This window comes from Rhodococcus sp. PSBB066, assembly GCF_017068255.1.
GTDB classification, from domain to species: domain Bacteria; phylum Actinomycetota; class Actinomycetes; order Mycobacteriales; family Mycobacteriaceae; genus Rhodococcus; species Rhodococcus aetherivorans.
Genome location: NZ_CP070859.1, coordinates 3,351,415 through 3,377,449 on the forward strand (window position 1 = coordinate 3,351,415; position 26,035 = coordinate 3,377,449).

21 protein-coding genes and 1 pseudogene are annotated in these 26,035 nt (G+C 71.5%); 15 read left to right on the forward strand and 7 right to left on the reverse strand.

The window, feature by feature from the left end:
- Nucleotides 1–7 precede the first annotated feature (7 nt).
- Nucleotides 8–2,131 (forward strand): NAD-dependent DNA ligase LigA, encoded by a 2,124-nt coding sequence (ligA, locus tag JYA75_RS15335; protein ID WP_029544445.1) that lies wholly within the window; start codon nt 8–10, stop codon nt 2,129–2,131.
- A 79-nt stretch (nt 2,132–2,210) separates the two neighbouring features.
- Nucleotides 2,211–2,699 (forward strand): GNAT family N-acetyltransferase, encoded by a 489-nt coding sequence (locus JYA75_RS15340; RefSeq protein ID WP_029544443.1) that lies wholly within the window; start codon nt 2,211–2,213, stop codon nt 2,697–2,699.
- Nucleotides 2,700–2,709: 10 nt separating this feature from the next.
- Here the strand turns inward: JYA75_RS15340 and JYA75_RS15345 are convergent, their stop codons facing one another.
- Nucleotides 2,710–3,360, reverse strand: coding sequence for a hypothetical protein (locus JYA75_RS15345; RefSeq protein WP_006942337.1), 651 nt, complete (start codon nt 3,358–3,360; stop codon nt 2,710–2,712).
- Between the two features lie 291 nt (nt 3,361–3,651).
- On the opposite strand from JYA75_RS15345, the gene gatC reads away from it, so the two are divergent.
- Nucleotides 3,652–3,951: an Asp-tRNA(Asn)/Glu-tRNA(Gln) amidotransferase subunit GatC gene (gene gatC / locus JYA75_RS15350; protein ID WP_029544440.1), complete on the forward strand. Its 300-nt coding sequence runs from the start codon at nt 3,652–3,654 to the stop codon at nt 3,949–3,951.
- Nucleotides 3,948–5,423, forward strand: a complete 1,476-nt coding sequence (gatA, locus tag JYA75_RS15355) for an Asp-tRNA(Asn)/Glu-tRNA(Gln) amidotransferase subunit GatA (protein WP_161996481.1) — start codon at nt 3,948–3,950, stop codon at nt 5,421–5,423. Before gatC ends, gatA begins: the two co-directional genes overlap by 4 nt.
- A 30-nt stretch (nt 5,424–5,453) precedes the next feature.
- Here the strand turns inward: gatA and JYA75_RS15360 are convergent, their stop codons facing one another.
- Complete coding sequence (locus JYA75_RS15360; RefSeq protein ID WP_006942340.1) at nt 5,454–6,791, reverse strand: alpha/beta-hydrolase family protein; 1,338 nt, start codon at nt 6,789–6,791, stop codon at nt 5,454–5,456.
- Nucleotides 6,788–7,372 carry a hypothetical protein gene (locus JYA75_RS15365; RefSeq protein ID WP_238406504.1) on the reverse strand — a complete coding sequence of 195 codons (585 nt, stop codon included), beginning with the start codon at nt 7,370–7,372 and terminating at the stop codon, nt 6,788–6,790. The genes JYA75_RS15360 and JYA75_RS15365 overlap by 4 nt, the downstream gene beginning before the upstream one ends.
- Before the next feature lie 143 nt (nt 7,373–7,515).
- Here JYA75_RS15365 and JYA75_RS15370 point away from each other — a divergent pair, with 143 nt between their 5' ends.
- From JYA75_RS15370 to gatB, 4 genes and pseudogenes are all read left to right on the forward strand, one after another.
- The gene (locus JYA75_RS15370) at nt 7,516–8,691 is read left to right on the forward strand and encodes a histidine kinase (protein WP_006942342.1); all 1,176 of its coding nucleotides are present in this window, start codon (nt 7,516–7,518) and stop codon (nt 8,689–8,691) included.
- Between the two features lie 69 nt (nt 8,692–8,760).
- A pseudogene (locus JYA75_RS15375) lies at nt 8,761–9,386 on the forward strand (response regulator transcription factor).
- Between the two features lie 94 nt (nt 9,387–9,480).
- Entirely contained in the window at nt 9,481–10,512 is a 1,032-nt protein-coding gene (locus tag JYA75_RS15380) for a 6-phosphofructokinase (protein WP_006942344.1), read from the forward strand.
- Between the two features lie 59 nt (nt 10,513–10,571).
- Nucleotides 10,572–12,083 carry an Asp-tRNA(Asn)/Glu-tRNA(Gln) amidotransferase subunit GatB gene (gatB, locus tag JYA75_RS15385; RefSeq protein WP_006942345.1) on the forward strand — a complete coding sequence of 504 codons (1,512 nt, stop codon included), beginning with the start codon at nt 10,572–10,574 and terminating at the stop codon, nt 12,081–12,083.
- A gap of 64 nt (nt 12,084–12,147) precedes the next feature.
- Here gatB and JYA75_RS15390 read toward each other — a convergent pair whose 3' ends face one another.
- Complete coding sequence (locus JYA75_RS15390; RefSeq protein ID WP_006947411.1) at nt 12,148–12,564, reverse strand: VOC family protein; 417 nt, start codon at nt 12,562–12,564, stop codon at nt 12,148–12,150.
- Between the two features lie 285 nt (nt 12,565–12,849).
- On the opposite strand from JYA75_RS15390, the gene JYA75_RS15395 reads away from it, so the two are divergent.
- A complete protein-coding gene (locus tag JYA75_RS15395) occupies nt 12,850–13,800 on the forward strand; it encodes a linear amide C-N hydrolase (RefSeq protein WP_029544427.1) in 951 nt (316 codons plus the stop codon).
- A 25-nt stretch (nt 13,801–13,825) separates the two neighbouring features.
- Here the strand turns inward: JYA75_RS15395 and JYA75_RS15400 are convergent, their stop codons facing one another.
- Nucleotides 13,826–14,938 carry a PQQ-dependent sugar dehydrogenase gene (locus JYA75_RS15400; protein ID WP_006947419.1) on the reverse strand — a complete coding sequence of 371 codons (1,113 nt, stop codon included), beginning with the start codon at nt 14,936–14,938 and terminating at the stop codon, nt 13,826–13,828.
- 112 nt (nt 14,939–15,050) lie between these two features.
- On the opposite strand from JYA75_RS15400, the gene JYA75_RS15405 reads away from it, so the two are divergent.
- Nucleotides 15,051–15,848: a DoxX family protein gene (locus tag JYA75_RS15405; RefSeq protein ID WP_050035413.1), complete on the forward strand. Its 798-nt coding sequence runs from the start codon at nt 15,051–15,053 to the stop codon at nt 15,846–15,848.
- A gap of 54 nt (nt 15,849–15,902) precedes the next feature.
- Here JYA75_RS15405 and ilvD read toward each other — a convergent pair whose 3' ends face one another.
- Together ilvD and JYA75_RS15415 are read right to left on the reverse strand one after the other, a co-directional pair.
- Nucleotides 15,903–17,744 carry a dihydroxy-acid dehydratase gene (ilvD, locus tag JYA75_RS15410; RefSeq protein ID WP_203329191.1) on the reverse strand — a complete coding sequence of 614 codons (1,842 nt, stop codon included), beginning with the start codon at nt 17,742–17,744 and terminating at the stop codon, nt 15,903–15,905.
- A 157-nt stretch (nt 17,745–17,901) separates the two neighbouring features.
- On the reverse strand, nt 17,902–18,375 hold the full coding sequence (locus JYA75_RS15415) for a PH domain-containing protein (RefSeq protein ID WP_029544420.1): 474 nt from the start codon (nt 18,373–18,375) through the stop codon (nt 17,902–17,904).
- 266 nt (nt 18,376–18,641) lie between these two features.
- Here JYA75_RS15415 and JYA75_RS15420 point away from each other — a divergent pair, with 266 nt between their 5' ends.
- From JYA75_RS15420 to serA, 5 genes are all read left to right on the forward strand, one after another.
- Nucleotides 18,642–20,588 (forward strand): acetolactate synthase large subunit, encoded by a 1,947-nt coding sequence (locus tag JYA75_RS15420; RefSeq protein WP_006934250.1) that lies wholly within the window; start codon nt 18,642–18,644, stop codon nt 20,586–20,588.
- The gene (gene ilvN / locus JYA75_RS15425; RefSeq protein ID WP_006934252.1) at nt 20,585–21,088 is read left to right on the forward strand and encodes an acetolactate synthase small subunit; all 504 of its coding nucleotides are present in this window, start codon (nt 20,585–20,587) and stop codon (nt 21,086–21,088) included. The genes JYA75_RS15420 and ilvN overlap by 4 nt, the downstream gene beginning before the upstream one ends.
- Before the next feature lie 50 nt (nt 21,089–21,138).
- Nucleotides 21,139–22,140 (forward strand): ketol-acid reductoisomerase, encoded by a 1,002-nt coding sequence (gene ilvC, locus JYA75_RS15430; protein ID WP_029544417.1) that lies wholly within the window; start codon nt 21,139–21,141, stop codon nt 22,138–22,140.
- Nucleotides 22,141–22,216: 76 nt separating this feature from the next.
- On the forward strand, nt 22,217–23,923 hold the full coding sequence (locus JYA75_RS15435; RefSeq protein ID WP_029544415.1) for a SulP family inorganic anion transporter: 1,707 nt from the start codon (nt 22,217–22,219) through the stop codon (nt 23,921–23,923).
- A gap of 452 nt (nt 23,924–24,375) precedes the next feature.
- Entirely contained in the window at nt 24,376–25,968 is a 1,593-nt protein-coding gene (gene serA, locus JYA75_RS15440; protein WP_006934257.1) for a phosphoglycerate dehydrogenase, read from the forward strand.
- Nucleotides 25,969–26,035 lie beyond the last annotated feature (67 nt).

Here is a 26,035-nt window from a genome sequence, read left to right on the forward strand (position 1 = left end):
TTCCGGCGTGAGTGAATCGACGGACGCGCCCACCCAAGCTCCGCCCGACGTGCGCGAGCGCTGGCAGCAGCTCGCGGAGGAGGTGCGCGAGCACCAGTTCCGCTACTACGTGCGCGACGCGCCGATCATCTCCGACGGCGCCTTCGACCAGTTGCTCGGCGCGCTGAAGCAGCTCGAGGACGACTACCCGGACCTGCGCGTCCCGGACTCCCCGACGCAGCTCGTCGGTGGGGGCTTCGCCACCGACTTCACCGCCGTCGACCACCTCGAGCGGATGCTCAGCCTCGACAACGTCTTCACCGAGGACGAACTGCGCGCCTGGGTTTCCCGCGTCGAGGCCGAGACGGGTCCGGACCTGCACTACCTGTGCGAGGTGAAGATCGACGGCGTCGCGCTGAGTCTGGTGTACGAGGACGGCCGCTTGCGCCGTGCCGCCACCCGCGGCGACGGCCGCACCGGCGAGGAGGTCACGCTCAATGCCCTCACGATCGACGACATCCCCGAAAGGCTCACCGCCACCGAGGAATTTCCCGTCCCCCGGGTTCTCGAGGTGCGGGGCGAGGTGTACTTCCGGCTCGAGGACTTCCACGCGCTCAACGCCGCCCTCGTCGCCGAGGGCAAGGCCCCGTTCGCCAATCCGCGCAACACCGCGGCCGGATCGCTGCGGCAGAAGAACCCCGCGGTGACCGCGCGGCGCCGCCTCGGGATGATCTGCCACGGGCTCGGCCGCGTCGAAGGATTCGAGCCGGTGTCGCTGTCGCAGTCCTACGCCGCCCTCGCCGCCTGGGGGTTGCCCGTCTCCGGGCACACCGCCCGCGTCGTCGGCGTCGAGGAGGTCGTCGCCCGGATGCGGTACTGGGGCGAGCACCGCCACGACGTCGAACACGAGATCGACGGGCTCGTCGTCAAGGTCGACGAGGTGTCCCTGCAGCGCCGGCTCGGCACCACCTCGCGCGCACCCCGGTGGGCGATCGCCTACAAGTACCCGCCGGAGGAGGTGACCACCACGTTGCTCGACATCCGCGTCAGCGTCGGCCGCACGGGCCGGGTCACCCCGTTCGCCTACATGGAACCGGTCACGGTGGCCGGGTCGACGGTCTCCCTCGCCACCCTGCACAACGCGGCGGAGGTGGCCCGCAAGGGCGTGCTCATCGGCGACACGGTGGTGCTGCGCAAGGCCGGTGACGTCATCCCCGAGGTGCTCGGCCCGGTGGTGGACCTGCGCGACGGCACCGAACGCGAGTTCGTCATGCCCACCGAATGCCCCGAGTGCGGGACACCGCTCGCCCCCGCCAAGGAGGGTGACGTGGACCTGCGCTGTCCCAACCAGCGGCACTGCCCCGCACAGTTGCGTGAGCGGGTCTTCCACGTCGCGGGCCGCGGCGCATTCGACATCGAGGCGCTCGGCTACGAGGCCGCCACCGCGCTGCTCGAGGCCGGGGTGATCGCCGACGAGGGTGACCTGTTCGACCTGACCGCCGAGGACCTGCTGCGGACGTCGCTCTTCCGCACCAAGGCGGGGGCGCTGTCCGCCAACGGCAAGCGCCTGCTGGCGAATCTCCAAGCAGCCAAGGACAAGCCGCTGTGGCGGGTGCTGGTGGCACTGTCGATCCGGCACGTCGGCCCCACCGCCGCACGGGCGCTGGCCACCGAATTCGGCAGCCTCGACCGGATCCGCGAGGCGTCCGTGGACGAGCTCGCCGCCGTCGAGGGGGTGGGACCGACCATCGCTGCGGCCCTGGGTGAATGGTTCGCCGTCGACTGGCACGTCGCGATCGTCGAGAAGTGGCGCGCGGCGGGGGTGCGCATGCTCGACGAGCGCGACGAATCCATCGAACGCACCCTCGAGGGCCTGTCGATCGTGGTCACCGGATCGCTCGAGGGTTTCTCGCGGGATCAGGCCAAGGAGGCGATCCTGCTCCGCGGCGGCAAGGCGGCCGGTTCGGTGTCGAAGAAGACCGCGTTCGTCGTCGTCGGCGATGCCCCGGGAACGAAGGCCGACAAGGCGGCCGAGCTGGGCATCCCCGTCCTCGACGAGGACGGGTTCCGCCGGCTGCTCGAACTCGGCCCGGACGGCGTCTCGGGTGGCCAGGACGCGATCGAGGAGGAGTTCGGCGAGCTCGAGAGCTGACCGGCGGCCGGAGCCGGTGTGACGGAGATCGCCCGGAAACCGTTTGGGCGGAAGGGGCGGTCACTGGGATAGTCCTCCAGTGATCGAGATCAGACGCGTGAGCCCGGACGAGTACGACGCCGTCGGCGCCCTCACCGTCGACGTGTACGTCGGCGGCGGATTCGTCGAGCCCGACGACCCGTACGCCGAGCGTCTGCGCGACACCGCCGCCCGCGACAAGCACGCCGAGGTGGTGGTCGCGCTCGCCGACGGCGAGATCGTCGGGTCCGTGACGCTGGCGGAGCCGGCGTCGCGCTTCGCCCACATCGCCGAGAAGGGCGAGCTCGAGTTCCGGATGCTGGCCGTCGCGCCGTCGGCGCGGGGCCGGGGTGTCGGGTCGGCGCTGGTGCGGCACGTCCTCGACACCGCCTACGACCGCGGCGATCGCGCCGTGGTGCTCTCCACGCAGCCGGACATGGTCGACGCGCGCCGCATCTACGACCGCAACGGATTCGTCCCCGTCCCCGAGCGGGACTGGGCGCCGGTGCCCGGCGTCGAGCTGAGCACCCTGGTCCGGGAGCTGGTCTGAGCCGTTCCGCTCAGCCGAGGACGGTTCCGATGATGCCGGCCAGGTAGCCGAGCCGGGCCACCTCGGACGGGCGGAACTCCGGGCCGCCGGGCCGGCCGAGCATCAGCACCCGGCCCTGGGTCCCCAGGGGCGCCGCCGCCAGGGTCGTGTTCATCGCTCGCCACAGGTCGGGCACCCACTCGCCCTCGTGGTCGAGCAGCATCGGCTTCTCGAGCGGCATCCACGGCACCTCCGCCGGCCGGGTCTCGGGGGCGCCGGAACTGCCGACCACCCGGTACACCCCGTACGGGCCGGTGTCGACGACGGTCGCCCAGCCGACGCGCAGCACCCGGGGCGCCCCGTCGACGAGCACCTGCAGCCGATCGTGGCGCGCGGTGGCGACCTGATCGATCAGCTCGAGTTCGCGGTGGGTGTCGAGGATTCCCGCATAGGGACGGATCGAGTCCACCGTCACGCCCTCGAGGCGTTCGGCGGCCGTGATGAGCGTGTCCGGCAGCGACCCGGCGTCGACGTCGACGACGAGATCGTCGATCGCGAAGCCGGCGCCGCGTTCGACGACGTCCAGCGAGAGGATGTCCGCACCGACCGAACCGAGCGCGACGGCGAGTGAACCGAGGCTGCCCGGCCGGTCGGGAAGCTGGACGCGTAACAGGTACGACACGTGCGTCCTTTCCCCGATTCCGAAGTCACGGCCGAGGCGCTCGGCCGGCGACGGACACCATCTTTTCACCCCCGCAGCACCGCCGGATGCCGGTCCGGCGGTGCTGCGCCGAGACGGGACAGGAAACCGCCGGTCACGCGGTCGTTGTCACACGAACGACACAGGTGTTTCTCCGAACTGCAACACGGCGGGCGGTCGGCGCGGGTCCGGGGAACCGGCGAAACCGTCCCGGTCGGCACGCACTACCCTGGACGGGACGTTCGTTTCTTCATCGGAAAGGGGTCACCGAAGGTGCCTGCCATCTCCCGTGACGAGGTCGCGCACCTCGCCCGGTTGTCCCGGCTCGCGCTGACCGACGCCGAACTCGACGAGTTCGCCGGCCAGCTGGATACGATCCTCAGCCACGTCAAGGCCGTGTCGGAGGTGGCTGCGGACGATGTGGCGCCGATGGCCAACCCGAACGCGGTGACCAACGTGACCCGCCCCGACGAGGTGCGCCCGGGCCTGACGCCGGAGCAGGCGCTCGCCGCCGCGCCGCTCGTCGAGGACGGCCGCTTCTCCGTCCCGCAGATCCTGGGGGAGGGCGAATGAGCGCCGACCTGACCCGGCTGGGCGCGGCCGACCTCGCCGACCGCATCCACTCCGGCGACGTCTCGTCGGTCGAGGTCACCCAGGCTCACCTCGACCGCATCGCCGAGGTCGACGGCGACTACCACGCCTTCCTGCACGTCGCGGGGGAGCAGGCGCTGGCCGCCGCCGCGGAGGTCGACCGCGCGGTCGCCGCGGGCGAGAGCCCGGCGTCGCCGCTGGCCGGCGTGCCGATCGCCCTCAAGGACGTGTTCACCACGACCGACATGCCCACCACGTGCGCCTCGAAGATCCTCGAGGGCTGGATGTCGCCGTACGACGCGACCCTGACGTCGAAGCTGCGGCGGGCCGGCATCCCCATCCTGGGCAAGACCAACATGGACGAGTTCGCGATGGGATCGTCCACCGAGAACTCCGCCTTCGGTCCCACCCGCAACCCGTGGGACACCACCCGGATCCCCGGTGGTTCCGGCGGCGGCTCCGCGGCCGCGCTGGCGTCCTACCAGGCGCCCCTGGCCATCGGCACCGATACCGGCGGCTCGATCCGCCAGCCCGCCGCCGTCACCGCCACGGTCGGCACCAAGCCCACCTACGGCACGGTCTCCCGGTTCGGCCTCGTCGCGTGCGCGTCGTCGCTCGACCAGGGCGGCCCGTGCGGCCGCACCGTGCTCGACACGGCGCTGCTGCACGAGGTGATCGCCGGCCACGACCCGCGCGACTCCACGTCGGTGGACGCGCCCGTCCGGCCGGTCGTCCAGGCGGCCCGGGAGGGCGCGCAGGGCGACCTGAAGGGCCTGCGCGTCGGCGTCGTCAAGGAGTTGCACTCGGACAGCTACCAGCCGGGCGTGCTGGCGTCCTTCGACGCGGCCGTGGCCACGCTCACCGAACTCGGCGCCGAGGTCGTCGAGGTCTCCTGCCCGCACTTCGAGTACGCGCTCGCCTCGTACTACCTGATCCTGCCGTCCGAGGTCTCCTCCAACCTCGCCCGCTTCGACGCCATGCGCTACGGCCTGCGCGTCGACGACGGCACGATGAGCGCCGAGCAGGTCATGGCCGCCACCCGGGCCGCCGGGTTCGGTAAGGAGGTCAAGCGCCGCATCATGATCGGCACCTACGCGCTGTCCTCCGGCTACTACGAGGCCTACTACGGGCAGGCGCTCAAGGTCCGCACCCTCATCGCGCGGGACTTCGAGAAGGCGTACGAGCAGGTCGACGTCCTCGTCTCGCCGACCAGCCCCTTCACCCCGTGGAAGATCGGCGAGAAGGTCGACGATCCGCTGGCGATGTACCTGTCGGACCTGTGCACGCTGCCGACCAACCTCGCCGGGCACTGCGCGATGTCCGTGCCGTCCGGGCTGTCCGCCGACGACGGGCTGCCCGTCGGCCTGCAGATCATGGCCCCGGCGCTCGCCGACGAGCGCCTCTACCGCGTCGGCGCCGCGTTCGAGGCCGCACGCGGCCCGATCGTCGCCTGAGTCCGGCCGAGGCCCGGTGCTCCGTCCCGGTCAGGGGTGGTCGCACCGGGCCTGGTCCGGGCCGTAGCGGTGCCCGTGACCGGGGGCCGCGTCCAGCGCCACCGGCAGGTCCAGCGTCGCCTGCACGAAACTGACCACCGGCAGCCACCGCGGCACGGGCGCGTCGCGTCGCGCTCGGGACAGGTCGGGCGGGGACCACAGCAGCGACGGCTGCCACCACACCACCGGATCCGACGTGTTCGCGGTGACGATCGCTCCGGCCGTGCGCACCGCGCCGGCCGGCGGACCCGCCCAGATCGCCGCGCAGGGACCCGCCGCGGCCGATGCGTGGTCGGCGAGCGCGGCGCTGCCCCCGATCGACCCGAGGCTCTGCCCGTACACGTGCAGCTGCGGGCGCCGGACCGGGTCCAGGGTGTCGAGGTGGGCGCGCACGGCCGTCAGGAGGGCGCGGGCCGACGCCGCGGCCGCGTTCCGGTCGAACAGGAACGTCACCCAGCTCGGCGCGGCCGAGTACTGCTGCGCCACGAGCGCGACGTCGCCGCCGAACACCGTGTCGAACCCCCGCACCGCGCCGGGGTCGATCCAGCCCGAGCCGGTGGGCACCGCCACCACGACGTGGGCGCGGGCGAACCCACCGGCGCGGTCGAGTTCGCGCACGGCCAGCGCGGCGCGCGAGCGGGCGTCCGCAGCGGATCCGAGCCCCACGTACGTGCGGATCGCGCCGGGATGCGCGTCGAGGGTCACGAAACGGCGGCCCTCGTCGCCCAGGGACTCCCAGGACACCAGGGACGACGGACTGCCGGCCACCGCGGCGGCGACGGGCCTCGCGACCGGGTCTGCCTGCCCGAGCCCCACGGGCACAATCGCGACGCCGACGCCCATGGCCACCGTGACAGCCGTGGCCGCGACCGCGCGGGTGCCGGCCCGCCGGCGCCACGCCCCCGGAACCCGGCCGATCGCCCGTACTGCCGCGAATATCAAGGGGGCACAACTACATACAACGATCCAGTGCGCCGGACCGGCGGGTGGTCGCCCCATCGACGCCCGCAACGCGTCCTGCCACTGCGCCGCGGCGAGCACCGCCCACCCGAGCGCGCCGGCCGCGACGACCAGCGCCGCCGGCCGCGCGGCCCCGGGCCGCGCGGATCCCCCGTGCCGCCGGCGGCGCACCCCGCCGGCCACGGCCGCGGCTGCGGCGGCGCATCCGGAGGCAGCGGCCTGTGCCAGGGCCGCACGGGGCAGCAGCGACGGCGCGAGCGAGACCCACACCGCGATCGTCACCGCCACGGTCGTCGCCACCCGCGGGCAGCGCCGCGCGAGCGAATCGACCCCCGCGTCCGCGGCCGCGGACGCCGCGAGCGCCCTCATCGCACCGCCCACCGCGCCGCCGCGGCCAACGTCCACACCACGGCCGCGTACGGCAGCGGTGACTCGGGAACCGGTGCCGCGTCGCGTTGCCGCCACGAATTGAACCGCACGGCAATCGACGCCACATCCGCGGTGAGGACGCACCAGCCGTCGCCGGGAGCCGCCGTGCGGCACGCCTCGTGCAGGTGCCGGCTCAGCCGGGCGTCCAGGCCGCGCCGCGCCTGCGGACCCGGTTCGTGTCCCACCGACCGGGCGTATCGCAGCAGGTCGTAGCCGAGATCGTGTTCACGGCAGGGTGTTTCGAAGAACTTCGGCAGGGGGACGGGGGACGAGCAGCCCCCGAGGGGATCCACCAGGATCCCGTCCTCGGTGACCGGGCGGTAGTGCATCGCCGGCTCGAAGCCGGCCGGGAAGACCTCGAGCGCCGCCGCGGTGTCGCCGTCGGACAGCGCCGCCACCGCCGCCGCCGTGGCGCCCCCGTGCGGCCTCGGCTCCCCCTCCGGACCAGCCTGCGCCCCAACGGTTCCCAGGAACAGCGCCGCGGCCGTACCCACCATCACTGTCGTCGCTCGTCTGCGCATGGCACGGACGTTAGGAACGACGGGGACCGCCGCGGATCCCACGCCGGAGCGGTCCGGCCGCGGCCGTCTGCCCCCACGGAGCCAGGCGCATCTCACCCCCTGGTATGACGACAGTGCGGGCGTCCCGTGCCTACCGTGGTGCCGTGCGCTGGACGAGAGAACGCGGCCGAGGCCGCTGGTGGACGATCGCGATCGTGGCGGCGACGCTGATCCTGTACGCGGTCGCGTGGCCCACGTTGCACCTCACCCACGAGGTGCCCGCACCGCTGATGCCCGTCGTCGCGGCGCTCGCGGCCGGGCCGTTCGTGGCGATCCGGACCGATCCCGCCCTCGGGTGGGCGGTCTCGGCCGGGGCCGCGCTGGCGATCCCGCGCGCCTTCGACCTCGTCCCCGGCTACGACTACCCCTGGCAGGTGGTGCACATCCTCGTGCTGTGCGCGCTGCTCGTCGCGGTGAGCATGCGCGCGTCCCTGCAGATCGCCGGGCTCGTGTGGGCGGCCACCGTGGTGCTGTTCTTCACCCACGTGCCGGGGCAGAACGGCTGGGGCTGGGCGCTCGGCCTGACCGCGATGGCGGTGTTCGGCCTGCTCGTGCGGTGGCTCGTGCTCTCCCGGCGGCAGCTGGCTCGGCAGGAGGAGGTCAGCGAACTCGAGCGGGCCCGCCGCGCGATCCTCGAGGAGAAGGCCCGCATCGCCCGCGACCTGCACGACATCGTCGCGCACCACATGTCCCTCGTCGTGGTGCAGGCGCAGAGCGCCCCGTACCGCCTGCCCGAGGTCCCCGAACCGGTGCGCGCGGAGTTCGAATCCATCGGGGCGACCGCCCGCGAGGCGCTCAACGAGGTGCGCGGCATGCTCGGCGTGCTCCGGAGCGACAACCTCGCCGACGTCAGCGACGGCGACGGCGAACGGGCGCAGGCTCCCCAGCCCGGCCTCGACCGGCTCGGCGACCTGTTCGAGGGCGCGCGGCGCGCCGGGATGGTCCTGTCCACCGCGACGGACGGTGACCCGGCGGGTGTCTCCGACGCCACCGCGCTCACGGTGTACCGCATCCTGCAGGAGTCGCTCGCCAACGCCGCCCGGCACGCCTCCGGGGCACCGGTCCAGGTCGGCGTGGCGTACGGACCGGACGAGGTGAGCGTGACCGTGCGCAACGGCCCCGGGCGCGCGGAGCCCGGACCCGGGGACCGCGGCGGCGGGAACGGCATCCGCGGCATGGTCGACCGGGCGCTGGCGGTCGGAGGGCGGCTCGTGGCCCATCCCGTCCCGGGCGGTGGATTCGAGGTGCGAGCGCAGCTGCCGCGCGTCCCGGCGGCCTAGGCTGAGGCCGTGACGGACCCGAGCGCAGCCGCGACCCCCATCACCGTGTTGATCGCCGACGACCAGGCCATGGTGCGGCAGGGCTTCGGCGCCCTGCTCGCCGCCCAACCCGACATCAGCGTGATCGGCGACGCCCCGGACGGTCGGCGGGCCGTCGCGGAGGCGGCCCGCCTGCGTCCCGACGTGGTCCTGATGGACGTGCGGATGCCCGAGATGAACGGACTCGACGCGGCCCGGCACATCCTCGCCGGGCGCACCGATCCGCCGACACGTGTGCTGATGCTCACCACCTTCGACATCGACGACTACGTCTACAGGCACTGGGCCTGGGCGCCAGCGGATTCCTGCTCAAGGACGCGCCCGCCGACGAACTGATCCGGGCGGTCCGCGTCGTCGCCGACGGCCAGGCGCTGCTCGCGCCGACCGTCACGCGCCGCCTCATCGCGGACGTCACCCGCCGGCGGTCGCCGCGCCGCGGCCGCGATCGGGCGCTCGACGTCCTCACCCCGCGCGAACGCGAGGTGCTCGAGCTGATCGCCCGCGGGCTGTCGAACCAGGAGATCGCCGCGCACCTGTTCGTCGCGGAGCAGACGGTCAAGACGCACGTGGGGAAGGTGCTCGGGAAGCTGAACCTGCGGGACCGGGCGCAGGCGGTGGTACTGGCGTACGAGTCCGGACTGGTCGTGCCGGGGTGAGCGGCACCCGCGATCGGGATGCCGCGGGCGCCGCGCCGGGGCAGTATTGCCGGGAGGACCACCGACAACCTGCACGACCGGCACGGAGGTACGGATGACGCGCATCGGCATTCTCACCAGCGGCGGGGACTGCCCCGGCCTGAACGCGGTGATCCGCGGAGCGGTCCTCAAGGGCAGGACCGTCTACGGTCAGGAGTTCGTCGGATTCCTCGACGGCTGGCGTGGTTTGGTGGAAGGCGACGCAATCCCCTTGGATCGCAGCAAGGTTCGGGGATTGTCGCATCAGGGCGGCACTATTCTCGGCACCAGCCGGTTCGGCCCCTATCAAGGACCGAACGGCGGCGCGGAGAACATCGCCCGCACGCTCGAGCGCATGGGCGTCGACGCCGTGATCGCCATCGGCGGCGAGGGCACGGCCGCCGCGTCCAAGCGGCTGTTCGAGGAGGGCATCCGGATCGTCGGAGTGCCGAAGACCATCGACAACGACCTCGGCCAGACGGACTACACCTTCGGCTTCGACACCGCCGTCGAGATCGCGACCGAGGCGATCGACCGGCTGCGCACCACCGGCAACTCGCACAAGCGCTGCATGGTCCTCGAGGTGATGGGCCGGGAGGCGGGGTGGATCGCGCTGCACTCCGGCACCGCCGGGGGTGCCCACGCCATCCTCATCCCCGAACAGCCCGAGAGCATCGAGCAGATCTGCGAATGGGTCACCAGCGTCCGCGACCGCGGCCGGGCCCCCATGGTGGTGGTCGCGGAGGGATTCACCCTGCCGGAGATGACCGAGGCGTACTCCGACAAGGGGCGCGACGAGTTCGACCGGCCGCGGCTCGGCGGCATCGCCGACGTCCTCGCCCCGATGATCGAGGAGCGCACCGGCATCCAGACCCGCGCCACGATCCTGGGCTACATCCAGCGCGGCGGCGTGCCCACGGCCTTCGACCGGGTGCTCGCCACCCGCCTGGGCATGGCGGTCACCGATCTCGTCGCCGACGAGGAGTGGGGGCACATGGTGGCGCTGCACGGAACCGACATCGCCCGGGTCGGTTTCGACGAGGCGCTCGCCAACCACAAGCGGGTGCCGAAGGACCGCTACGAGGAGATGCGGATCATCTTCGGGTGAGGTCGCGCCGCGCGTGAGGGCCGGTTCGCCGCATGGCGGCACCGTCTAAAATCGAGCGCATGACTGCCGCCATGTCCGATGATCTGCTCGCCTACGACGAGGTGCTCGCGAAGTTCGAGCCCGTGATGGGCATGGAGGTGCACGTCGAGCTGCACACCGCGACCAAGATGTTCTGCCCGTGCCCGACCACGTTCGGCGCCGAACCCAACACGCAGGTGTGCCCGGTGTGCCTCGGCCTGCCCGGCTCGCTGCCCGTCGTCAACCAGGCGGCGGTGGAGTCGGCGATCCGCATCGGCCTTGCGCTGAACTGCTCGATCACGCCGTGGGGCCGGTTCGCGCGGAAGAACTACTTCTACCCGGACCAGCCGAAGAACTACCAGATCTCGCAGTACGACGAGCCGATCGCCACCGACGGCTACCTCGACGTGGTCCTCGACGACGGCAGCACGTGGCGCGTGGAGATCGAGCGCGCGCACATGGAGGAGGACACCGGCAAGTCGCTGCACGTCGGTGGCGCCACGGGCCGCATCCACGGGGCGAGCCACTCGCTGCTCGACTACAACCGCGCCGGGGTGCCGCTCATCGAGATCGTCACCAAGCCCATCGTCGGCGCCGGCGAGCGCGCCCCCGAGGTCGCCCGCGCCTACGTCACCGCGCTGCGGGACCTGCTGAAGGCCCTCGACGTGTCCGACGTGCGCATGGACCAGGGCTCGATGCGCTGCGACGCCAACCTCTCCCTCAACCCGATCGGAGCGGCGGAGTTCGGCACCCGCACCGAGACGAAGAACGTCAACTCGCTCAAGTCGGTCGAGGTCGCCGTGCGGTACGAGATGCGCCGCCAGGCCGCGGTCCTGACCGCGGGCGGCACGGTGATCCAGGAGACCCGGCACTTCCAGGAGGCCGACGGCACCACCTCGCCGGGCCGGCGCAAGGAGACCGCGGAGGACTACCGCTACTTCCCGGAACCGGACCTCGAACCGATCGCCCCGAGCGCGGAGTGGATCGAGGACCTGCGCGCCACCCTCCCCGAGCTGCCGTGGCTGCGGCGCGCCCGGATCCAGGCCGAGTGGGGCATCTCCGACGAGGAGATGCGCGACCTCGTCAACGCCGGCGCCCTGGACCTGATCATCGCCACCACCGAGGCCGGCGCCCCCGCCTCCGAGTCCCGGTCCTGGTGGGTCGCCTACCTGGCCCAGCAGGCCAACACCCGCGGCGTCGAGCTCGTCGAGCTGCCGATCACCCCGGAGCAGGTCGCGCAGGTGATCGCCCTCGTCGCCGACGGCACGCTCACCAACAAGCTCGCCCGCAAGGTCGTCGACTACGTGCTCGCCGGTGAGGGCGACCCGAAGCAGATCCTCGCTGCGCACCCCGAACTCGTGGTCGTGCGCGACGACTCGCTCATCAAGTCGGAGGTGGAGAAGGCGCTGGCCGCCAACCCCGACATCGCCGACAAGATCCGCAGCGGCAAGGTCCAGGCGGCCGGCAAGATCGTCGGCGACGTGATGAAGGCCACCCGCGGCCAGGCCGACCCGGCCCTGGTCAAGGAGCTCGTGCTCGCCGCCTGCAGCTGAGTTCTTCCACGAGAGGTTCTTCCGCGAGCGGGCGGCCTGCCGGGATGGCAGGCCGCCCGTGTGTCTACTGCGTGTCGCCGGCGATGTTCACCATCCACTGGATGCCGAACTTGTCGGTGCACATGCCGAAGTGGTCGCCCCACGGTGCTCGCTCGAGCGGCATGGCGATGGTTCCGCCGTCGCTCAGCTGGTCCCAGTAGCCCCGCAGCTCGGCCTCGTCGTCGCCGCTGAGCGAGATCGAGATGTTGTCCCCCGGGTTGTAGCTCATCTGGTTGGGGGTGTCCGCCGCCATCAGGACGAGACCGTTCGGGCTCGCCAGCATCGAATGCATGATCTTGTCCTGCTCGGACGGGTCGTCGCTCGCGTGCATCTCCGCGAACGTGCTCACATCCAATTCTCCGCCGAACACGGATCGGTAGAACTCCATGGCCTGGCGGGCATTGTCGCGAAAGCTGATGTACGGATTCAGGCGTGTGGTCATGCGGGCCCCTCCCTCGGGCGTGCCACTGCTTCGGACCGATCGGCGACATTGTTGCACCGTCCCGGGTCGAACGGGGAAGTGTGCCGGAAGCAATTGCGACACAGTCGAATTCGAGTAATCCGAACCGTCGCGGGAGCGGGTGCGGGCGGATCCGCCGCGAAAACGCTGAGATTCGACCGAAACGTCCGTATTGTCACTGTCGTCGTGGGGCGGGTCGACGCTCACGGCGCACGGGCGGCCGGATTTCTCGTCGGACATCGCGGAGGATCAATGTGCACTCGGGCAATGTGGACCGGAAGCGGGCACGGCGTTCTCGTCGGCCGGAACATGGACTGGCGCGAGGAGATGGACACGAACCTGTGGTCACTTCCGCGGGGGGTCGACAGGATCGGGCACGACCGCGATCCCGACCCGGTGACCTGGACGGCCCGGTACGGCAGTCTCGTGGCCGCCGTCTGGGACAACGCCACGAGCGACGGGATCAACGAGCGCGGCCTGGCCGCCCACGTGCTGTGGCTCGCGGAGGCGGACTTCGGGGAACGGGACCCGGAACTGCCCGCGCTCGCGGTGTCCCTGTGGCCGCAGATCTTTCTGGACCTGTGCGGCACCGTCGACGAGTGCCTCGCCCTGATGGCCGAGCGGCCCTTCCAGGTCCGACCGTTGATCGAGCCGCGCTCCCAGCGTCCCGCGACCGTGCATCTGGCCCTCGAGGACGCGAGCGGTGACTCCCTGATCCTCGAGCACATCGGTGGAACGCTGCGGATACATCACGGCCGCGCGAACACCGTCATGACGAATTCACCGCCGTACGACGAGCAGATCGAACTCCGGAAGAGCTTTACCGGTTTCGGGGGATCCGAGCCGCTGCCCGGCACCACGGAGGCGTCCGACCGCTTCGTCCGGGCAAGTTACTATCTCGACCGACTGCCCGCCGTGGAGACCCCGGCCCGTGCGTATGCGGCGCTGCTCAGCGTCATGCGCAATGTCGCGCAACCGTTCGGCGAACCCGATCCGCAACGGCCGAACATCTCGATGACGATCTGGCGCACGCTGACGGACCTGACCGAGGGGCTGTACATGTTCGAATCGTCGTTCAGCCCGAACATCGTGTGGACCCGGTCGGCCGACCTGGACTTCTCGACCTGCCGCAAGCTCGACCTTGCGAAACCGGGCCTGCTGGGCAACGTGAGCGGCGCGTTCACCGACGCGGCCGAGCCGCCCTTCACGCTGTCGTGACGTACCCCGAGACGAACGGTTCCGGCTAGTCGAAGCCGCCCCCGCCGGCGGGGAACTGGATCAGCACGACCCGATCGTCGTTCGGGCCCGGTTCGCCGCCGGCCTTGTTGACGGTGGACACCCACAGCTGCCCGTCGCCGCCCGCCGACGCGCCGCCGAGACGGCCGTAGCGGTCCTGCACCGCCGGCACGGGCGCCGCCGTCACCGCCCCTGTTCCCGGATCGATGGCGACCACCGCAACCGCCTTGCCGTCCGTCAGCGACACCGCGACCGCGTCCGCACCGGCCGCGCATCCGGCCACGCCCGGACGCTCGGGCCACGTCCAGGCGGGGGACGCGCCCACCGCGCCGTCCACTCCGACACGCTGCAGCCGGTCCTCGAGCGCGGTGCGGTCGGTGACCCACAGGTTTCCGGCGGGATCCCGGCACACGTCGCCGGCCGTTCCGATCCCCGAGAGCACGACCGACGGCGCCGCGGCCGCGCCCGGCGCCGGCAGAGGCATCCGCAGCAGCTTCCCGGCGAGCGACGCCGGATCGGCGGCCGCGGCCGGATTCCCGGCGTCGCCGGTGAGCACCACCAGGTCGGTGGGTGAGGTGAACTCGAGCGCGCCCGCGTTCCCGCTCGCCCCCCGCGGGATGCCGGTGAACACGGGCTTCGGGACGTCGCCCGCGGCGAGCCGCACGACGCGGTTGTCGGTCGGGGTGGTGATGTAGGCGTAGAGCAGCCGATCCTCGTCGAAGGTCGGCGACAGCGCGAGATCGAGCAGCCCGCCGTCGCCGGAACCGTCGACCGGCACGGTGGCCACCTCCACCGGTTCCGTCCGCGGTGCCACCCGCAGGATCCGGCCCGTGCGCCGCTCCGCGACGAGAGCGGAGCCGCCGTCCGGCATGGTGACCAGCCCTCCCGTGGTGTCGAGGCACGTGGCGACCACCGCGGGGTCGGGGTCCTGACACGGGCCCGGCGGTGTCGGCGGTGCGCCCGGCGTCGTGGTCGTCGTCGGGGGCTCGAGCGGTTCGAGTTCGGCGCCCGCGTCGAAGCTCGGCTCCGGCGTGAACGGGGTGGTGGTCGCGTCGTCGAAACGGGCACACGACGTGGTGAGGGCGAGCAGACCCACGATCGACGCGACCGTCGCTCGCATCCGTCGCGACCCACCGACTCTCGCGCGCCTCGTCATGACCATGACGTTACCGGGGCGGCGCGCCCCGACTCGGTTCCCGGGTCGGCCGACCCGGGCGACCTACCCTGGTTCGGTGACCGACAAGGCGAAAGACCACGTCCCGGAGCCGACGCCGCAGGATGCCGCGGAGCCGGTGTCGAGTCCCTACGACAATCCCACCCTGGAGCTGCAGCGCCCCCGCTCGTCGATGCTCGAGTCCGATGACGACCTCGATCTCGACAACTCCGCCTTCGAGCGGCGCGGCCCGGCGCAGTACGGGTACGCGGACTCCGACGTCGCCCCCACCGAGCGGATGCACCGGTACGAGCCCGCGGGCGCCGTCGCGGCGCCGATCGGAGCGGAGACCGGTGCCGCGCCCGGGCCGGCGAAGGCGCGCCGCGGCACACTGGACCTGGGGTTGCTCGTGCTGCGGCTCGTCGTCGGCGGCACGATGGTGGTGCACGGGGTGCAGAAGCTGACAGGGCTGTGGGGCGGCCCCGGCATGGACGGGTTCGAGGCGATGCTCGCCGACGCGGGCTACCAGCGTCCGGCCCTGCTCGCGGTGCTCGGTGCGGTGGGGGAGGTGGCGGCCGGAGCGCTGCTGATCCTCGGGTTGCTCACCCCGCTCGCCGCCGCCGCCGTGCTGGCGATCATGATCAACGCGTGGTTGTTCCGGCAGTCCGCCGAGCCGGGACTGCAGTACTTCGCGCCGGACGGGGTGGAGTACGAGACCCTGCTCGCGGCCGCCGCCGCAGTGATCGTGCTGACCGGTCCCGGTCGGGTCGCGGTCGACGGCACCCGCGGCTGGGCGACCCGGCCGTTCGCCGGCTCGTTCGTCGCGCTGCTGCTCGGCGTCGCGGGTGGGGTCTGCCTCTGGATATTCGGCCGCTGACGCGGACGGTGCGTCCTTCGGGCGGCAGGAACAGCCCGAAGGACGCACCGGTGCCTACGGCACCCGGCGGACTGCACCCTTGTCGGCCGAGGTGGCCAACGCGGCGTAGGCGCGCAGGGCGGTGGTGACCGTGCGCTGCCGGTCGACCGGCAGCCACGGGCGCTCCGAAGCCTCCATCTTGGCGCGCCGCTCGGCGAGGACGGCGTCGTCGACGAGGACCTCGAGGGTGCGCGTGGGGACGTCGATGCGGATCCGGTCACCGTTCTCGAGCAGACCGATGACGCCGCCGGACGCCGCCTCGGGCGAGATGTGGCCGATCGACAGTCCCGACGTGCCGCCGGAGAACCGGCCGTCGGTGATCAGGGCGCACTGCTTGCCCAGTCCCGCGCCCTTCAGGAACGCGGTGGGATGCAGCATCTCCTGCATGCCCGGCCCGCCCGACGGCCCCTCGTAGCGGACCACGACGACGTCCCCGGCCTGCACCTTCTTGCCGAGGATCACCGACACGGCCTCCTCCTGCGACTCGACGACCAACGCCGGGCCCTCGAAGGTGAACAGGTCCTCGTCGATGCCGGCGGTCTTGAGGATCGCGCCGTCCGGAGCGAGGTTGCCGCGCAGGACGACCAGTCCGCCCTCGACGGTGTAGGCGTGCTCGACGTCCCGGATGCAGCCGGCCGCGGCGTCCGTGTCCAGCGACGACCAGCGGTTGGCGGTGGAGAACGGCTCGGTGGTGCGGACACCGCCGGGGGCCGCATGGAACAGCTCGATCGCCTCGTCGGAGGCCTTGCCGGAGCGCACGTCCCACGTATCGAGCCACTCGTCGAAGCTCGTCGTGTGGACCGTGGTCACGTCCGTCTCGAGCAGCCCGGCGCGGCGCAGCTCGCCGAGGATCGCGGGGATGCCGCCGGCCCGGTGGACGTCTTCCATGTGGTAGTCCGAGTTGGGGGAGACCTTCGCCAGGCACGGCACCTTGCGGCTGATGGCGTCGATCGTGCCGAGGTCGAAGTCGACCTCGCCCTCCTGCGCCGCGGCGAGCGTGTGCAGCACGGTGTTGGTCGAGCCGCCCATCGCGACGTCGAGCGCCATGGCGTTGCGGAACGCGGCGGGGGAGGCGATGTTGCGCGGCAGGACCGACTCGTCCTCGTCCCGGTACCAGCGCAGCGCCGCCTCGACGACCGTGGTGCCGGCCCGCTCGAACAGCGCCCGGCGTGCCGCGTGGGTGGCCAGCGTCGACCCGTTGCCGGGCAGTGCCAGTCCGAGCGCCTCGGTCAGGCAGTTCATGGAGTTCGCGGTGAACATGCCCGAGCACGACCCGCACGTGGGGCAGGCGCTGCGCTCGACCTCGTCGAGGCCGTCGTCGCTGACGGCGTCGTTGGCCGACGCCGAGATCGCGGTGATCAGGTCGGTGGGGGCCTGCGCGACACCGCCGACGACCACCGCCTTGCCGGCCTCCATCGGGCCGCCCGAGACGAACACCGTCGGGATGTTCAGGCGCATCGCGGCATTGAGCATGCCGGGGGTGATCTTGTCGCAGTTGGAGATGCACACCAGCGCGTCGGCGGTGTGCGCATTGACCATGTACTCCACCGAGTCGGCGATGATCTCGCGGCTGGGCAGCGAGTACAGCATGCCGCCGTGGCCCATGGCGATCCCGTCGTCGACGGCGATGGTGTGGAACTCGCGCGGCACACCGCCGGCGGCCCGCACCGCCTCGGCGACGATCTCGCCGACGTCCTTGAGGTGGACGTGGCCGGGCACGAACTGCGTGTAGGAGTTCGCGATCGCGACGATCGGCTTGCCGAAGTCGGAGTCGGTCATGCCGGTGGCGCGCCACAGGGCGCGGGCCCCGGCGGCGTTGCGTCCGGCGGTGGTGGTGCGTGACCTCAACGGGGGCATCGGGTTCCTCGGGGGCTAGGGCTGCTTCGGGGCTAGGGCTGCTTCGGGGCTGGGGCTGCTTCGGGGCTGTGTGCTGCGCGGGCGCGGCGACGCCGGGGACCGGGCTCCGCCGGACGGGGCCGGAGCGGGCCTGGGCGGCTTCGAATTTACTCGTGTGCTATTTCGACTCGACGTCCGCGTCCGGCTCGGTGTCCGCGGCCTGCTCCCGTGCCTCCGCCTCGCGCGCGGCCGCATACGGGTCGGTGATGCGACCGCCGCTACCGGCGGCGAGCTGGGGGAGACGGCCGAACGTGACGACCGGCAGGGGTACCTCGGTGCCGTCGGTGCGGCGGGCGCGCGCCCAGCCCCGCTTGGGGAATCGCAGGCCGTCGAGTTCGTCCCAGGCCAGGGTCCGGGTCGAGAACGCGGACCGGGCGGTGATGCCCTCGGGCCCGACGACGGTGCGCACCCGCAGCACCCACGCGCCGACGAGGAACGGAATCACCACCATCCAGCCGAACGCGGCGGGCCAGGCCAGGGCCGGGGAGGCCACTCCGAGCAGCACGAACCCACATGCGAGCAGCGCGAGCCGGGAAATCTGGATGACCTGCGGCTGCTGTTCGGCCGTATGGGATGATGGGCGTGGTGGCACGGGCTGCTGTGGAGATGACACCTCACCATCTTCCCATTGCAGCCGAGGCATCTCACATTCTGGGACAGGTGACCGAACCAAGTTGACTGTCGGACCTTCGCGCGCCTACCGTCGAGCGCGTGAATCAGAATGGGTTGCTCGTAATCGGCCGGCGCGTCGTCGCCTGAGCCGCTTCTCGCAACTCGCCCACGACGCGCCACCCTCGTACAGCAGATGCTGCTGACGGGGGTTTTTTGTTGCCCGGAGCCAGAACCAGAGGAATCGCAGTGAGCGCACCAACCGCAAGGCCTCAACCTTCGCCGCGCAAGCCCGGGGCCGCAGCCCCGTCGCCCGCGGCCGCGGCCACCCAGTCCGGTAACCGTCGCCAGGTCGCCCCCGAGCGGGTCACCGGCGCACAGTCGGTGGTCCGGGCCCTCGAGGAGCTCGAAGTCGACACGGTATTCGGCATTCCGGGCGGTGCGATCCTCCCCGTCTACGACCCGCTGTTCGACTCGCAGAAGGTCCGGCACGTGCTGGTCCGCCACGAGCAGGGCGCCGGCCACGCCGCGACCGGATACGCCCAGGCCTCCGGCAAGGTCGGCGTGTGCATGGCCACCTCCGGCCCCGGCGCCACCAACCTCGTCACCCCGCTCGCCGACGCGCAGATGGACTCTGTCCCCGTCGTGGCGATCACGGGCCAGGTCGGCCGCGGTCTGATCGGCACCGACGCCTTCCAGGAGGCGGACATCTCGGGCATCACCATGCCGATCACCAAGCACAACTTCCTCGTGACCGACGGCGCCGAGATCCCCCGCGTCCTCGCCGAGGCGTTCTACCTGGCCGCGTCCGGCCGTCCCGGCGCGGTGCTCGTGGACATCCCGAAGGACATCCTGCAGGCCCAGACCACCTTCAGCTGGCCCCCGGAGATGCACCTGCCCGGCTACCGTCCCGTGACCAAGCCGCACGGCAAGCAGGTCCGTGAAGCCGCCCGCCTGATCGCCGAGGCGAAGTCGCCCGTGCTGTACATCGGCGGCGGTGTCATCAAGGCCGAGGCCTCTCCGGAGCTGCTCGAGCTGGCCGAGCTCACCGGCATCCCGGTCGTCACGACGCTCATGGCGCGCGGTGCGTTCCCCGACACTCACCGGCTCAACTGCGGCATGCCCGGCATGCACGGCACCGTCGCGGCGGTCGCCGCCCTGCAGAAGTCCGATCTGCTGATCACGCTCGGCGCGCGGTTCGACGACCGCGTCACCGGTCAGCTCGACTCGTTCGCGCCCGGCGCGAAGGTCATCCACGCGGACATCGACCCGGCCGAGATCGGCAAGAACCGGCACGCCGACGTGCCGATCGTGGGTGACTGCAAGGAGGTGATCGTCGAGCTGATCGAGGCGATCCGTGCGGATCTCGCGACGGGCACCACGCTCGAGTACGCCCAGTGGTGGGAGTACCTGGACGGGATCCGCCGCACCTACCCGCTCAGCTACGACCGGCCCGCCGACGGCATGCTCTCGCCGGAGTTCGTGATCCAGAAGGTCGGCAAGCTCGCCGGACCGGACGCGATCTACTGCGCCGGCGTCGGCCAGCACCAGATGTGGGCCGCGCAGTTCATCGACTACGAGAAGCCACGGACCTGGCTCAACTCCGGCGGCCTGGGCACCATGGGCTACGCCGTTCCGGCGGCCATGGGCGCCAAGATGGGCGTGCCCGACGCCGAGGTGTGGGCCATCGACGGCGACGGCTGCTTCCAGATGACCAACCAGGAACTGGCGACCTGCGCGGTGGAGGGTGTGCCGATCAAGGTCGCGCTCATCAACAACGGCAACCTCGGCATGGTGCGGCAGTGGCAGACGCTGTTCTACGAGGAGCGGTACTCGAACACGGACCTGGCCACCCACACCCTGCGCATCCCCGACTTCGTCAAGCTGGCCGAGGCTCTGGGCTGCGTCGGCATCCGCGTCGAGCGCGAGGAGGAGGTCGAGGACGCGATCCGCCAGGCGCAGTCGATCAACGACCGTCCGGTGGTCATCGACTTCATCGTCGGCAAGGACGCCCAGGTGTGGCCGATGGTCGCCGCGGGCACCGGCAACGACGAGATCATGGCGGCGCGGGGCATCCGCCCGCTGTTCGACGAGGACGAGGCGGCCGCCGAGCCGGCCGTCATCCACGAGGCACTCGAGCACGAGAAGCACCCGGACCAGCGCGGCGCCGCAGCAGCAGGAGAGGATCGTCAGTGAGCACCAGTCACACCCTCAGCGTTCTCGTCGAGGACAAGCCGGGCGTGCTGGCCCGCGTGGCGAGCCTGTTCTCCCGCCGCGGGTTCAACATCGAATCCCTCGCGGTGGGCGGCACCGAGATCCCCGAGATCTCCCGGATGACGATCGTCGTCACCGTCGACGAGTTCCCCCTCGAGCAGGTGACCAAGCAGCTCAACAAGCTCGTCAACGTCATCAAGATCGTCGAGCAGGAAGAGGAGGCCTCGGTCGCCCGCGAGCTGCTGCTGATCAAGGTGCGGGCGGACGCGAGCGTGCGGACGCAGGTCATCGAGACGGTGAATCTGTTCCGCGCCAAGGTGATCGACGTCTCGCCCGAGTCGCTCACGATCGAGGCCACCGGTACCCGGTCCAAGCTCGACGCCCTGCTGCGGATGCTCGAGCCCTACGGCATCCGCGAGATCGTGCAGTCCGGGGTCGTCGCGGTCGGACGCGGTCCGAAGTCGATCACGGCCACCCGTTAGCCTGAACACACCCTTATTTGCTGAGAGAGGTAACAACTGTGGCAGTCGAGATGTTCTACGACGACGACGCCGATCTGTCGATCATCCAGGGCCGCAAGGTCGCGGTGATCGGCTACGGCAGCCAGGGACACGCGCACTCGCTGAGCCTGCGCGACTCCGGTGTCGAGGTGCGCATCGGTCTGAAGGAAGGCTCGAAGTCGCGGGCCAAGGCGGAGGAGGCGGGCCTGGCGGTCGGCACCCCGGCCGAGGTCTCCGAGTGGGCGGACGTCATCATGCTGCTGGCGCCCGACACCGCGCAGGCGTCGATCTTCAAGGAGGACATCGCGCCGAACCTGAAGGACGGCGACGCGCTGTTCTTCGGCCACGGCCTGAACATCCACTTCGGTCTCATCGAGGCGCCGGAGTTCGTCACCGTCGCGATGGTCGCCCCGAAGGGCCCCGGCCATCTCGTGCGCCGCCAGTTCGTCGACGGCAAGGGCGTCCCCGCGCTCATCGCCGTCCACCAGGATCCCAAGGGCGAGGGCCAGGCGCTGGCGCTGTCCTACGCCAAGGGCATCGGCGGCACCCGGGCCGGCGTCATCAAGACCACCTTCAAGGAAGAGACCGAGACCGACCTGTTCGGTGAGCAGGCCGTCCTCTGCGGTGGCACCGAGGAACTGGTCAAGACCGGTTTCGACGTGATGGTCGAGGCCGGCTACGCCCCGGAGATGGCGTACTTCGAGGTGCTGCACGAGCTCAAGCTCATCGTCGACCTCATGTACGAGGGCGGCATCGCCCGCATGAACTACTCGGTGTCCGACACCGCCGAGTTCGGTGGCTACCTCTCCGGGCCGCGCGTCATCGACGCCGGCACGAAGGAGCGCATGAAGGAGATCCTGAAGGACATCCAGGACGGCACCTTCGTCAAGCGTCTCGTCGCCAACGTCGAGGGCGGCAACAAGGAGCTCGAGTCGCTGCGCAAGAAGAACGCCGAGCACGGCATCGAGGTCGTCGGCAAGCAGCTGCGCGACCTGATGAGCTGGGTGGACCGCCCGATCACCGAGACCGCCTGATCGGATCCCGCCGCTTCGACGGCCCGGCACCGCTGTGGTGTCGGGCCGTCGGCGTTCCAGGGTGGATAATGCGCTGATGTCCTGGGGCCTGGGAAAGCTGCCGGGGGTCGTCACGGCCCGCACCTACCGCCGGGAGTGGCTGCGCCCCGACATCACCGCCGGCCTGGCACTCACCGCGCTGCTCATCCCCGCGGGCATGGGCTACGCGACGGCCGCCGGGTTGCCCGCCTACGCCGGCCTGTACGCCACGATCGTCCCGCTGCTGGTGTACGCGCTGGTGGGTCCGTCGAAAGTGCTTGTGCTCGGGCCTGATTCGTCCCTCGCCCCGCTCATCGCCGCGGCGGTGCTCCCGCTCGCCGCGACGGGCGACCCGCAGGAGGCGCTCGCGCTCGCGGGGGTTCTGGCCCTGCTCGTGGGCGTGATCCTCGTCGTCGCCGGCTTCCTGCGCCTCGGTTTCGTCACCGAACTGCTGTCCAAGCCCATCAGGCTCGGCTATCTCAACGGCATCGCGCTGGTCGTCGTGGTCGGTCAGCTCCCGAAACTGCTCGGCTTCTCGATCGACGAGCCGGGCCTGCTCCAGGACACAGCCGCGATCGTCCGGGCGGTGGCCGCCGGCGACGTCGACCTCGTCGCGGCGACCGTCGGTGTGGCGTCCCTGGCGGTCATCCTGGCGTTCCGCCTCCTGCGGGCGCGCATCCCGGGTGTCCTGGTCGCCGTGGTCGGGGCGTCCGTGGTGTCCGCGCTGCTCGGCCTCACCGACGAGATCGTCATGGTCGGGGCGCTGCCGTCGGGACTGCCGACGCCCGATGTGGCAGCGGTGAGCTGGGGCGACGTGCTCGCACTGCTCGGCCCGGCGGCCGGCGTCGCGCTCATCGCGTTCGCCGACACCGGCGTGCTCTCGCGCACGTTCGCCGCCCGCCGCGGCGACGACGTGGACGGCAGCACCGAGATGAAGGCCATCGGCGCCGCCAACGTCGCGACCGGGCTGTTCAGCGGTTTCCCCATCTCGGCGAGCTCGTCGCGCACGCCCGTCGCCGAGCAGAACGGTGCCCGCACCCAGCTCGTCGGGGTGGTCGGCGCCGCCGCCGTGCTGCTGTTCGTGCTGCTCGCGCCCGGCGCGACCGCCTATCTGCCCGAGGCGACCCTCGCCGCGGTCGTCCTCGTCGCCGCCTCGGCACTCATCGACGTGCGCGGCGTGATCCGCATGTGGCGGATGAGCCGGATCGAGGCCGGTCTCGCGGCGGCGGCCTTCCTCGGAGTGGCGCTCGTCGGGGTGCTCGAGGGGATTCTCGTCGCCATCGGGCTCTCCTTCGTCGCCGTCGTGGGACACGCATGGTCGCCGTACCGCACCGAACTCGTCGAGCTTACCCGCGTCGCGGGTTTCCACGACATCAACCGCCACCCCGAGGGGCATCGGATCCCGGGCCTGCTGCTCGTGCGGTTCGACGCCCCGCTGTTCTTCGCCAACGGCTCGATCTTCGACGACTACGTCCGCTCGCTGGTCGCGAAATCGCCCGAGCCGGTCGAGTGGGTCGTGATCGCCGCGGAACCGATCACCGGCCTCGACACCACCGCCGTCGACGAACTCGTCGACCTGGACCGGTACCTGGCGGGCAAGGGCATCCACCTGGCCTTCGCCGCGATGAAGGGTCCGATCAAGGACCGGCTGGTGCGGTTCGGGCTGGGAGATCGGTTCACCCGGGACCGCTTCTATCCGACGGTCCGCACCGCCGTCGTCGCGTTCCGGCACCGGCGATCCACCGCGGGTCCCGGCCCCGCATAGCCGGGGCACGGCGTTCCGCCCTCGCGGTCCACTCGCGCCGGGCCGCGGCCTGGTGCAGGGTCCCGGCGAAACGGTGCCCGTGCGAACGGAACTCGTCGGTGGTCTGCGAGCGACGTTCCCCCGGGCGCAGGTTCGCCGGACCACAGGTGCCACCCGGACGGTCCCGCTCCGGACCCGGAATGCGGCTCGCGCCGGGACGGCGGCACCAGGTACCGGATCGGCCGGAGGGCCTTCCCGGCTCGGATTCGCCGGCGTTCGGGTCCGAACGGACCGCGGCCGTGGCGCCGCGGGCGTGGGTCGTTTCGTACCAGTAGGCAACCCATTCCGGGGCCGTGGCCCCGGGGCCACGGCCCGGGCACTAAACTGAGCCCGGTCACGGCTGCATTCGCGCACCTCGGGGTGCGGCGCCGTCGACGACCCGTCAGACAAACCAACCACAGGGGAGTTCGCACGTGAGCCAGAATGGCCGTCCCGTTGTCCTGATCGCCGACAAGCTGGCGCAGTCGACCGTCGATGCGCTCGGTGACGGTGTCGAGGTGCGCTGGGTCGACGGTCCGGACCGTCCCGCGCTGCTCGCGGCGGTGCCCGAGGCGGACGCCCTGCTGGTCCGTTCGGCGACCACGGTCGACGCCGAGGTCCTCGCCGCCGCCACGAGGCTGAAGATCGTCGGTCGCGCCGGCGTCGGCCTCGACAACGTCGACATCCCGGCCGCCACCGAGCGCGGTGTGATGGTCGTCAACGCTCCGACGTCCAACATCCATTCGGCCGCCGAGCACGCCGTGGCGCTGCTGATGGCCACGGCCCGGCAGATCCCCGCCGCCGACCGCACCCTGCGTGAGCGCACCTGGAAGCGTTCGAGCTTCAACGGCACCGAGATCCTGGGCAAGACGGTCGGCGTCGTCGGTCTGGGCCGGATCGGGCAGCTGTTCGCGCAGCGCCTCGCCGCCTTCGAGACCCACGTCATCGCCTACGACCCCTACCTGCCGCCGGCCCGTGCCGCCCAGCTCGGGATCGAACTGGTCGACATCGACGAGCTGATCGAGCGTGCCGACTTCATCTCCGTGCACCTGCCCAAGACCAAGGAGACGGCCGGCCTGATCAACGCCGAGCGGCTCGCGCGGGCCAAGGACGGCGTCATCATCGTCAACGCCGCCCGCGGTGGTCTCATCGACGAGGACGCCCTCCACGACGCCCTCGTCTCCGGCAAGGTTCGCGCCGCCGGCCTCGACGTCTTCCACTCCGAACCCTGCACCGACTCGAAGCTGTTCGACCTCGACAACACCGTCGTCACCCCGCACCTCGGCGCCTCCACGACCGAGGCCCAGGACCGCGCCGGAACCGACGTCGCCAAGAGCGTGCTGCTGGCCCTGGCCGGTGAGTTCGTCCCGGACGCCGTGAACGTCTCCGGCGGCCCGGTCGGCGAGGAGGTCGCACCGTGGCTCGAGCTCGTGCGCAAGCTCGGCCTGATCGCCGGCACCCTCTCGCCGGAGGCGGTGCAGAACGTGCAGGTCGTCGCCAGCGGCGAACTCTCCGCGGAGAACGTCGAGATCCTCGGCCTCGCCGCGCTGCGCGGCCTGTTCTCCGCCAGCAGCGACGAGCCGGTCACCTTCGTCAACGCCCCGGCCCTCGCCGAGCAGCGCGGCGTGAGTGTCGAGGTCGACAAGCACAGCGAGGCCTCCACCCACCGCAGCGCGGTGGAGGTCCGCGCCGTGGCCGCCGACGGTCTCGTCACCACCGTCACCGGTGCGCTGACCGGCCTGCAGCAGATCGAGAAGATCGTCAACATCAACGGCCGCAGCTTCGACCTGCGCGCCGAGGGCCACAACCTCGTCGTCCACTACGAGGATCGCCCGGGCGTGCTCGGTGTCCTCGGCACGGTCCTCGGCAACGCCGGGATCGACATCCAGGCGGCGGCACTGAGCCAGGACGTCGAGGGCCCCGGCGCCACGGTGATCCTGCGGGTCGACCGGGTCGTCGGCGACACCGAGGTCGCGCAGATCGTGGAGCGGCTCGACGCCCGCGTCGCGCAGGTCGACCTGTCCTGAACCACCCCCCGCTGTATCCGATGGCCGCGATCGTCGAGCACGGTCGCGGCCGTCGTCGCGAAGAGGA

What these genes read in the sequence shown, in the direction of transcription:
- gatA (WP_161996481.1), top strand. Translation starts at nt 3,948, where the DNA reads ATGAGCGCCGACCTGACCCGGCTGGGCGCGGCCGACCTCGCCGACCGC.
- JYA75_RS15360 (WP_006942340.1), bottom strand. Translation starts at nt 6,791, where the DNA reads ATGAGGGCGCTCGCGGCGTCCGCGGCCGCGGACGCGGGGGTCGATTCG.
- JYA75_RS15365 (WP_238406504.1), bottom strand. Translation starts at nt 7,372, where the DNA reads ATGCGCAGACGAGCGACGACAGTGATGGTGGGTACGGCCGCGGCGCTG.
- JYA75_RS15380 (WP_006942344.1), top strand. Translation starts at nt 9,481, where the DNA reads ATGACGCGCATCGGCATTCTCACCAGCGGCGGGGACTGCCCCGGCCTG.
- gatB (WP_006942345.1), top strand. Translation starts at nt 10,572, where the DNA reads ATGACTGCCGCCATGTCCGATGATCTGCTCGCCTACGACGAGGTGCTC.
- JYA75_RS15390 (WP_006947411.1), bottom strand. Translation starts at nt 12,564, where the DNA reads ATGACCACACGCCTGAATCCGTACATCAGCTTTCGCGACAATGCCCGC.
- JYA75_RS15395 (WP_029544427.1), top strand. Translation starts at nt 12,850, where the DNA reads ATGTGGACCGGAAGCGGGCACGGCGTTCTCGTCGGCCGGAACATGGAC.
- JYA75_RS15400 (WP_006947419.1), bottom strand. Translation starts at nt 14,938, where the DNA reads ATGCGAGCGACGGTCGCGTCGATCGTGGGTCTGCTCGCCCTCACCACG.
- ilvD (WP_203329191.1), bottom strand. Translation starts at nt 17,744, where the DNA reads ATGCCCCCGTTGAGGTCACGCACCACCACCGCCGGACGCAACGCCGCC.
- ilvC (WP_029544417.1), top strand. Translation starts at nt 21,139, where the DNA reads ATGTTCTACGACGACGACGCCGATCTGTCGATCATCCAGGGCCGCAAG.
- JYA75_RS15435 (WP_029544415.1), top strand. Translation starts at nt 22,217, where the DNA reads ATGTCCTGGGGCCTGGGAAAGCTGCCGGGGGTCGTCACGGCCCGCACC.